The sequence below is a fragment of the Eubacterium sp. An11 genome, from assembly GCF_002161065.1.
Taxonomy (GTDB): Bacteria; Bacillota; Clostridia; order Lachnospirales; family Lachnospiraceae; genus Anaerobutyricum; species Anaerobutyricum faecale.
On the sequence record NZ_NFLV01000007.1, the window covers coordinates 100568 to 110148 of the forward strand.

The 9581-nt window shown below is 36.1% G+C and carries 10 protein-coding genes and 1 pseudogene; all 11 read right to left on the reverse strand.

What is annotated here, in order from left to right; genetic code table 11:
- Nucleotides 1-10 precede the first annotated feature (10 nt).
- The 11 genes and pseudogenes from B5E53_RS07815 to B5E53_RS19200 all read right to left on the reverse strand — a co-directional run bounded on the left by B5E53_RS07815 (nucleotide 11) and on the right by B5E53_RS19200 (nucleotide 9364).
- A complete protein-coding gene (locus tag B5E53_RS07815; RefSeq protein ID WP_087313820.1) occupies nucleotides 11-1765 on the reverse strand; it encodes a hypothetical protein in 1755 nt (584 codons plus the stop codon).
- 33 nt (nucleotides 1766-1798) lie between these two features.
- On the reverse strand, nucleotides 1799-2449 hold the full coding sequence (locus B5E53_RS07820; protein ID WP_140401460.1) for a hypothetical protein: 651 nt from the start codon (nucleotides 2447-2449) through the stop codon (nucleotides 1799-1801).
- A gap of 174 nt (nucleotides 2450-2623) precedes the next feature.
- A complete protein-coding gene (locus B5E53_RS07825) occupies nucleotides 2624-4429 on the reverse strand; it encodes a hypothetical protein (RefSeq protein WP_087313824.1) in 1806 nt (601 codons plus the stop codon).
- A 286-nt stretch (nucleotides 4430-4715) separates the two neighbouring features.
- A complete protein-coding gene (locus B5E53_RS07830) occupies nucleotides 4716-5303 on the reverse strand; it encodes a hypothetical protein (protein WP_087313826.1) in 588 nt (195 codons plus the stop codon).
- Between the two features lie 157 nt (nucleotides 5304-5460).
- A pseudogene (locus B5E53_RS07835) lies at nucleotides 5461-6478 on the reverse strand (nucleotide sugar dehydrogenase); the annotation flags it as partial.
- A 231-nt stretch (nucleotides 6479-6709) separates the two neighbouring features.
- Nucleotides 6710-7204: a hypothetical protein gene (locus B5E53_RS07840; RefSeq protein ID WP_087313828.1), complete on the reverse strand. Its 495-nt coding sequence runs from the start codon at nucleotides 7202-7204 to the stop codon at nucleotides 6710-6712.
- Between the two features lie 348 nt (nucleotides 7205-7552).
- The gene (locus B5E53_RS07845; RefSeq protein ID WP_087313831.1) at nucleotides 7553-7921 is read right to left on the reverse strand and encodes a hypothetical protein; all 369 of its coding nucleotides are present in this window, start codon (nucleotides 7919-7921) and stop codon (nucleotides 7553-7555) included.
- A 131-nt stretch (nucleotides 7922-8052) separates the two neighbouring features.
- Complete coding sequence (locus B5E53_RS19190; protein WP_162611842.1) at nucleotides 8053-8289, reverse strand: hypothetical protein; 237 nt, start codon at nucleotides 8287-8289, stop codon at nucleotides 8053-8055.
- Between the two features lie 470 nt (nucleotides 8290-8759).
- Complete coding sequence (locus B5E53_RS19705) at nucleotides 8760-8966, reverse strand: group II intron maturase-specific domain-containing protein (RefSeq protein WP_242963574.1); 207 nt, start codon at nucleotides 8964-8966, stop codon at nucleotides 8760-8762.
- A gap of 10 nt (nucleotides 8967-8976) precedes the next feature.
- A complete protein-coding gene (locus B5E53_RS19195; RefSeq protein ID WP_162611843.1) occupies nucleotides 8977-9162 on the reverse strand; it encodes a hypothetical protein in 186 nt (61 codons plus the stop codon).
- Between the two features lie 31 nt (nucleotides 9163-9193).
- Nucleotides 9194-9364 (reverse strand): hypothetical protein, encoded by a 171-nt coding sequence (locus tag B5E53_RS19200; RefSeq protein ID WP_162611844.1) that lies wholly within the window; start codon nucleotides 9362-9364, stop codon nucleotides 9194-9196.
- Between the last annotated feature and the right edge of the window lie 217 nt (nucleotides 9365-9581).

Here is a 9581-nt window from a genome sequence, read left to right on the forward strand (position 1 = left end):
AAAGCTAAAATCAATTTTCATCATTGATAAAGTTACTAAACATTTCAAAAACCGGGGATAAACCCATATGTTGTTTTTTCTGTTTGATTTTATCCTCAAAGTCATTATATGACTCTTTTGGCAATCTGTACACTCCGAAATGCGCTGTCCTAAGCAAAATTACACTGTTCACTTTCGACAGATTTGACGCTGTCGCATCAAGTACTACTTCTGCAAAAGAATATCCCTGTTCATAAAATTTATACGTTGAAATTTCAGCAATCCAAACTGCTTTTGGCATGGGTATATCGGCATAAAATTTCTTGTCATGCTCTGTATTCCCCGTTGAGATACGAAATTGTTTATATTCCGCACTATTAACAAGGTAATATCTCACCGTTATAGGATTGTCTTCAGATATTGACATCGCATCAACTAAGTATGAATACTGATTCCTTAACGCATCATCCATCTCCTTATCCGCACAGCTGCGATATTGACTACTTATATATTGTATAGCTTCCTCAATCATTTTATTTTCTTCAGTAATCACTGTATCACAAATACTAATAGCTGAAGAAGCTTCTAAAAATACATGTCTTTCCAAAGGAACAATATAAGCATCAAGTTTATAGTCTTCTAATTTTGTAAATCGATCCATCTTCTCTAACGAGTACGGTATTTGATTATCATCTTGAACAATATAATAGTCATAAAGCTCAGCAGTATCTATACAAGGCAGTTTTCCTAATTGATATATTTTACAGTCATCTATAGATTTCCTGATTTTTCCGTGACCAATGACTAATGTCGCATGCTTATTTACCTCCTGATTTGGAGCAGTAATTGCCAAAATCGGAATCGCTGACTCTACATAATAATGAAACCAATACTTATAATCAGTCGTATGTTGATAATCCCAATTCTGTTCTTCTGAAACAATCTGCTCTTCTGACAACATATTATCACCAATCAGTCCAATTCTCAAATCCTGAAATTCTATACATTCTCGGCTATCCCTTGCTCGCTCTGAATCTCCTGTTCCCGCATATATCATGGGAGAAAAACCAAATTTTCTTAACAAATAGGAAATATCATTACAATACAATCCTTGCGAAGGTAGAATTCTTTCCGGTAAACGCTTTTGTAACCTCTTTTGAATATCACTTGGCAACACCCTGGCAAATAAAGGGGAAGCTGCAGAAGCATAATCACATAATTCATAAATGGCCGTTTCGGCACATTTCATGGCAACCCCGTCCTGACTTGAGAAGGGAAATGCTTTTGTTATAAAAATGTTTCCCAATAAATGAACTTTATATTCTGCAGTTTTCAGATACACAAACGGATTATCTTTTTGGTTTTCGCCATCCATAACGAACATTTTGTATGGATTTAAAAGCGTGCGTCCAAATGTATGATTCGTTTCTCTGGAGTATGCGGGGCGTACAACAATGGTTCCGAGGAAATCATCATTTAGTTTACCTCTATGCCCCGAATCAAAAAATTCCTCCTGAGAATGAGAATTTTGAAATAAAAAAATTCTTTTACAATATCTTGGCCAACTAAAATGCGATTTTGACCAATAATGATAATATATATCTCTATAGGCAGCTTCCACGTAATAATCTTCAATAACTACCGTGAGCGGATTATCAGGGAATCCATATCGCGAACAAACTTCAAAAAAATTATCTTTATCTAGCCAACTATTATCCAAGAAAAATTGCTCATAAGACTCTTCTTGCAATATTTCAAAACTTATATTTTTACTTAACTTCTCCATAACTTACTCTTCCCCCACATTTATTCTTCTAAATTAATAATGGGAAATCACTTTTTCTCTCAAATGAATCATACTATTGTTCTTTTCAATGCATCGATACTTAATTAATCTCGTAATCTCATTTTGAAATGTTCTATCATCCATTTCATCATATCCATAAAGCGTAAGTATTTCATTAGCCTCTTTCTTACATAGTTTCTCCGTAGCAGTATACACCTTATGTTTTTTATGTTTTTGCAGCGCTAATATAATCGCTGTTCCATTTTCTGAAATTTTAATATCAGTAAGAGCTGACGCGGAAAGAACAGCCGACATAATATTAACCACTGTCAAAAAAGGGTGTTCATTTTCCATTGCCGCTCCTGTTCCAATAGAAGAAAGCACGACAAATGCCAACTCTTTCCAATCCAGATAAGCATTTAAAATGATATTTCCCACTTTATGACTCGTAATACCGAGTTCATTCTTCATCAAACGCTTATCTGTTATTAATACCGTTGCAGATCGTTCTTCAGGTTCGGGAGCTTCTATTCTTAGCAAATCCTCCGTTTCAAGTAATTTCAAAACTTTGTCAGCCACTTCTACTGTAATATTTAATTGACTTGCCAAATTTTTAGCTACTTTCTTCTTATATTCCTGTAAATATTTTATATCTTTTTTAGTATACATTTCATTTTTATCCATTCTATAAATCATATATTTATAAAAAATCACCAAACAATATGATTTATTATAACTCTAATCAGATATATAGTCAATAAACACGCACCAGTTTCATAAGCACATCTAACAGGGCACTTATCCAATTTTCTAAAATATCCCCGGATACGTTTGCCAAATTTACCTCTCACCTGAAATTCAATCAACCTCATCCCTAATCTTTTTACCACAAAACGGGCAAGTATTTGTTTCCCAAGCCGCTATCATTCTTTTAATATTGATTGCCTCACCACAATTAACACACGGAAAAATCTCTCCACTTTTAATCTGAAGATCCTGCAATACTTTTGAAGGCTGATAAATATATCTTCTAACACGATCATGTATTGTTTTATACTCTGTTATATACGATATTTTTCTTTCAGAATGCAAATTATAACTACAAGCATAATTAATGGCATAAATTGACAATTTATCTGTTAATCTTCCATCCTTGGTAGGAACATGTGCTTTTCTAAAATGGAGCAACCTATGATATATTAAATTCGAAAATTCTGGTTTTCTCAAGCATTCTAATTCTGTTCGCGACTCTTTTATGGCAAAGTGACTGGATTTCTTTAACAAGCAAAAATGCAGAATATCATTCCAAACCGCTAAAGTATTATTATCATTATTTAAATTACTAATTTTTTTATCACCATTCTCTTTAATAGCTTCTGTAACCATTTGCAAAGAAATATACTTAAATGGTCGTCCCTGAGTCAATGGAGAATTTCTATAAGACTGATATTCAGACCAACATTTTAATAACATAGTACCAAAATCACGTGTATTCCCCATACTGGCCAACACTAATTTTTCAAAATTAGCATTGTTGTTAAATAAAAGATCAAAATTGATTTGTGGATTTTCAAAATAATAACTCAGACGTCTGTTTATTAACTCCTTAAAATAGTTCATGCACAGCGTTCTATCCGCAAAAGAAGATTCAAAAACCAAACTATCATCAAGATTTATCTGGTGTTGTAAATCCGCACCATTATCAAGAGCATACAAATATCCTCTATAAGGAACTATACTAATCCAAAAATAAATGGGTGTATCAATGATTCTATCAATAAAGAAAGCCACATATTTTTGAATATCAGAATTATAGCTGATTTTTTCCCACTCATCTACATAAAAAGTTATACTGTCTACTTCCAATAATGATACCAAAGAAATCATTTGTTCTCTTACACTTTTAATATTGAGATATTGCAAATATGTATTATCTGTTTTTAATTTATTATCTATTTCTTCCGTAATTTTACTCGATAAGTCCAGAGAAATTTTCGTCTTAGCAGTAGCAAACACTGCATTTAAATTATCAGAAAATTCATGTAATGATCGTTCATAATTTTCTGACTCTAAGGAGCCGACATCCAACTCCGAAAACCGTTCATTACCACTATGTGCAATCTGTTTTAATTCATATAAAGTTAAAATAGCTTTTTCCAATTTTTCTTTAATCTTTACTTTCTTCGATTTAAAAAAGAAAAGAAATTTATGCAGCTTTCCCTCGTCAAGCAACTCAGATAGAATTTTTAATAATTGTTTTGAAACTTCATCGTAAATAAATACGCTAAAAACTCTATTGAATAAATCCTGATCGAATTTCTCAGGTAAGCATAAACGCTTCAAATTCAAATATATGCATATATTATTATGCTCACTATCCCAGAGTGTAGAATTTAAATTTCTTCGCGCCAACATCATTAAATGTGTCTTCCCTGTTCCTCTTAATCCAGAAATAACACCACTGGAATTTCGTGACCAACTTGTTAAATCAGATAAATGATTTTTCACATCCACATGCAACGCCTGTAACTCTTTGATCTTTTCATAAGAAGAATCCATTGATAATTCATAATCTGCTCTTAAGTCAGAAAATGCCCTATTCATATTCTCTATAAACTCAGCATCATTAACAAATTGTTTAAGTTCTAATGAATTATTTGGCATATCGAACCTCCTCGTATTTCTTGATGAATTAATCATTAGTCAATTACTGATTCTATTATTAATCTCTCAGACACCAACGATAGTCAGAGAGTCCACTCTGGCAGCATTCCAGTACCAGTTCCTCAAGTTAGAATAAGTTTTGCTCGCATAAGATACTTCCCATAAATAAAGTAAAACGCTTGTTCTCCGGCAAAAAATAGGTCAAAATGCTTGCTTATGAATTATAGCACAGAAATCCGAAACTGGGAATTCGTACGGGAGATTAGGTGCTTACAATAGGCCAGCATCACTCGCACACAAATGTAATCTCTGTTTCATCCGGCTTCTCATATTCCACACACATTAATATGACTTTCGCTTTAAATGTACCTTTCACCATCGGTACAATTCGAATACCAGAAAACCACCCAAATTTTGTATGAACAATGCCTTTCAATTCAAGCTCAACAACGTTATCAGAAATATCTATGCTTTCGCCAAAATCAACCCTGGAAATCGTGGGTGTTATAGTAGGCCATATTGCAGAAGAATATGCATTCATAAATTCCAACTGTGAATATAAATTTTTTAGAGCCACCTCTGATTTTTGCGCTTTCTCATAGACAACCTCTTGTAAATCCTGCGGCTTTTCAGGAGCCTTAGGTTCTTTTATATCATTGACATCATCTATATCAAAAGCCAATATTTCTTTGGGGAATTCTACTGTTACTGATACATCCGTAGCTTTTGCTGTTCCATCGTTGCATGTAATTTGCTTATAAAGCGCGACCGTCACTTTCTGAGCTAATTCATCTGTTGCCTTCCACCACTCTACCATCCGTCCGGTTTTCACAAGATTTTTAAATGCAACAAACTTGTCCGGATGATCTGCCATTGCTCTTCATCAGATGCGCTGAATAATTCCATACCAACTGGAAAATGATGTATCGACAGGATAGCGTCTCTAACTTTTGCTCTGGCTTCAGATATAAACATCACACACTTCTATCTTTCGTATAACTCAACTCTAATACCATTGACAGTTTTTACAATTAATCTCTCCTGAAAATATCTCTGGTATATACTTTCTCTTTCACATCATCCAGACAGCTGTCATAGCGGTTGGCGATAATGGCCGCACTCTGCTCTTTGAAAGATTCCAGATCATTGACGATGCGGCTGCCAAAAAATGTACTGCCGTCTTCCAACGTCGGCTCATAAACAATGACCGTAGCTCCTTTGGCTTTGATCCGTTTCATGACGCCCTGGATACTGCTCTGACGGAAGTTATCAGAGTTGCTCTTCATGGTGAGGCGATATACACCGATGACGACCTCTTTTTCCATGTTGGCGTCGTATTCGCTGTTGGCTCCGTAGCCCCGGCCAGCTCCAGCACGCGGTTCGCGATGAAATCCTTTCTGGTCCGGTTGCTCTCCACGATTGCCTCAATGAGGTTTTCCGGCACATCCTGATAGTTAGCCATCAGCTGTTTGGTGTCCTTTGGCAGGCAGTAGCCGCCGTAACCAAAGGACGGGTTATTGTAATGGGAACCGATACGCGGATCCAGGCAGACGCCCTCGATAATCTGCCGGGTGTTCAGTCCCTTCATCTCCGCATAGGTGTCCAGCTCATTAAAATAGCTGACCCGGAGGGCAAGATATGTATTGGCAAAGAGCTTGACCGCCTCCGCTTCGGTAAATCCCATGATGAGGGTGTCGATATTTTCTTTAATGGCCCCTCCTGCAGCAGGCCGGCAAATGTATTGGCTGCCTTCACCAGTCTGGCGTTTTGCACGTCAGTGCCGACAATAATACGGGAAGGATACAGGTTATCATACAGCGCTTTGGACTCCCGCAGAAACTCCGGGCTGAAAATAATGTTATCACAATGGTATTTCTCCCGGACAGAGGCGGTATATCCAACCGGAATGGTTGATTTAATTACCATGACTGCATCAGGATTATTCTCAATAACCAACTGAATGACCGCTTCCACAGCAGAAGTATCGAAGAAATTCTTCTTGCTGTCATAATTGGTCGGCGTGGCGATAACCACAATTTCGGCGTTCTCAAGTGATGGAAATGCCAACATGACCCGCACCAGCTACTGCGACTTTCTTATTTTCTCTCCCCTGTTTTCCTATCACAGATCTATGATAGGAATAGAAATCCCACTATAATTGCAATCCCTCCTCTGGGAGTGTTTGCAAATACTGAATTTACATATAATGAGAACATAACCAATTGCATTGCACCATTTAGCTGAAATCTAAATGGGAAGAAAATATGTCCCAAACTTCATTTACAAAGTATCTGAGTCTCCATTCTCATCTATCAATGTTAATGGCATCTTTTCGGAATAAAAATCTATATTTTGAGACCCTTTTACCAAAAATGACATGTTATCCGTCATACATAAATTTAAAACACAATATATATTATTACTTTCTTTTATAAAAAATATTGTATGAAGAATCTTCATTGCGGTAGCGTTTAAATTCTCTCTTTGTCGTTCAAGACATTTATCTATTCCGGTTCCACTTATTGGGAATATAACAAATCTTGCTAATGCGTCCGAGAGCGCAATGTTCCCTTTCTCCTCCTGTGTTGCTTTATAGAGCTCTTTTGAAAATAATTTTGCCGCTTTATCATCTAAATACTCTATATATATTATAAAGGCCTTTAATCCCCTGATATTTTCAAATCTAAAAGCTGTTTTCTGATGATACTCACGCAGCAGTGCTATCTCATATACCGATATGTCATATCGGTAATGAACACATTGCCAAGAAAGCATCGTCGTTTAACACAATATCGACATTAAAGAATGGATTTTTACGATAGAATTGTGTATTCTTACACTGTTCATGAAAAAGACAAACCCAACCTGTAATATCTTTGTCCTTCACATATTTTCTATATTCTAGTAAACAGTCCTCTCCTACTGCGTCCTCAGCCACATATCTACCTAGAATATTCTTTTCCCCTTTATTAATATATTCTTAAAAGGACAAACATGAGCTGCCACTTTATCTCCATCTTCACGCGCCAAAAGCACATACATCTCATTGGGCATGTTATCAAAATCATTTTCTGTCTGTATCAAAGCATAAGATAAATTCGAGTTTGATTCATCATTCAGTTTCTATTGATATACACCTCCGATTGTATGCGCACGATTCTCTGTATATGTGTCCAATAGGAATTCATCACAAAAGCAGTCTAGAAACTCTTCCCATGATTTACTTAAAAAATCTATTGTTGCCTGTAACTGATCTGCCAATTCTTTCTTACCATGCTGAACATCTTTTCTAAAAAATGCTCCAATCTCTGTAGTATTTGAGCTCCCTAAAATTCCCATTGACAGTTTATTCACAATATCAGCTGTGTGCTTTGTCCTATTATTAATGGCTTCAATATACTTGAACTCAGAAGATTCGCTAATATTTTCAAACCATTTTGATGTTTCTGGAAAAGTTATTTTATAAGTCTGCTGTGCGAATGTCGAAGACATTCTTTGGAAATCCACAGCGTCTACTTTTTCCCCTTATTTGCCAATAATCCCGCATCAGCAATCCGTCTAATAGAATCAAAACTATTCATACTGTATTGATAGAAATCTCTCAGTAATTTGTCAAACAAAAACTAAGAATCAACTTTTTCTCCTTCAACTCGCAATTCATACGAAGGCTGGTTTTCCGCAGTCACTAATACCTTTTTTACTTTTCGCCCATCAGACATTGTCTCCTCGACAAAATCCGAAAATAAATCCTGTTCCCATCGGGTTGTTTTCACAATCATTTTTTCAATGGTAGAATTTATCGTATTGCAACAATAGTTAACTATCTCTAAGTTTTTCTCGTATATGTGATAAATTGCCACGACGAGTACACCTTGTGGACAAGTAAATCTTTCTGAAAATCTAAATCATTTGTATACATATTTACCTTCCTTTTTTTACTCTTCCCATTAATTTTTAAATCATGTTCTTCTTTGAGGAATCAAACTTTATCACTACATTAATGAGAAAACCACTATTTCTTCTTAAATATTATCATCTCGTTGGCAACATAATTTCATTATGATTACTAATCGAGCAGGAGTCGGTGTTCAGCCGACTTCCTCTCAATCGAGTAAATAAGAGGACTTTTACCTCAAACTTCTCACGGAACCGCACGTGAAGGCCTCCCTTCATACGGCTCTTATCCATTTAACAATACGAATACATTCTGCTCCAATGAGTAAACAGCTCCGGCTCTCGTTTTCTGATAGACGAGAGCTATTTCTTCACTCTTCGTCTGCGTCCACGAAAGCTTTTATACTTGCACATTGCCCATTTTATCAGTCTGCGTTCAATACACTGTAGTACATATTTCATCGCTGACAAATTGATTAAATTTCCCAAGATAATTCATCCATCCTCTAATCGTCGGATTCAGCAATACTGCAATCATATCTATCTCGTTCCCGGTTTTCTTATGTGTCCCCAGGGCTTTGATTTTATCCCTGAAACCTTTCACTGCCGTTTTACCGACTGATGCAATAAAGTTATTTCTCATCACACCTTCCTTACATTTTAATGTAGATTCTAGCACCATTTTCCGCTGCACAGCTTATTGGCAACGCCGGTATAGCTCTGGATAATTTTTGCCACCTTTTTACATTTTCTACCACATAATCCAACACCAGAATCCCATAATCTCCATTCAACCAATCAGGCAGTGGATATTTACTCCTCAGGGCATCGATAATCACTTCCTTCTCCCTGTTTTTGAAAGCTGTCTGATCAATGCGGGATCTTTTTTAAAACATTGAGCGTCTCTTTTAAAATATCAATCTCCATCTGCATACCTCTGATCTGAGTTTGTAATAGATAAAAATCGGATGCAGATGCTGTGGATGCTCTGATGTATTCGCCAGTTTCAAGGGTTTTCGTTCCAACTTGACGCTCCTTCATTGACTATCCATGTGTAAAGTGCCTGCTTGGTCGGATAACCAAAGATTCGAATGATGGTGTTTACCGATCCGCATTGATGATATACTTTTAAAAAGACATCAATTTTCTCTTGCAAATACATTTTAAATTAAGCTCCTTTCGAAGTCCTTGTGGAGTCCAACTTTTTGTCCACATCCCCCAGCCTGCGGTGCAGCTACTCGAAAAAGGCCTTTCATGA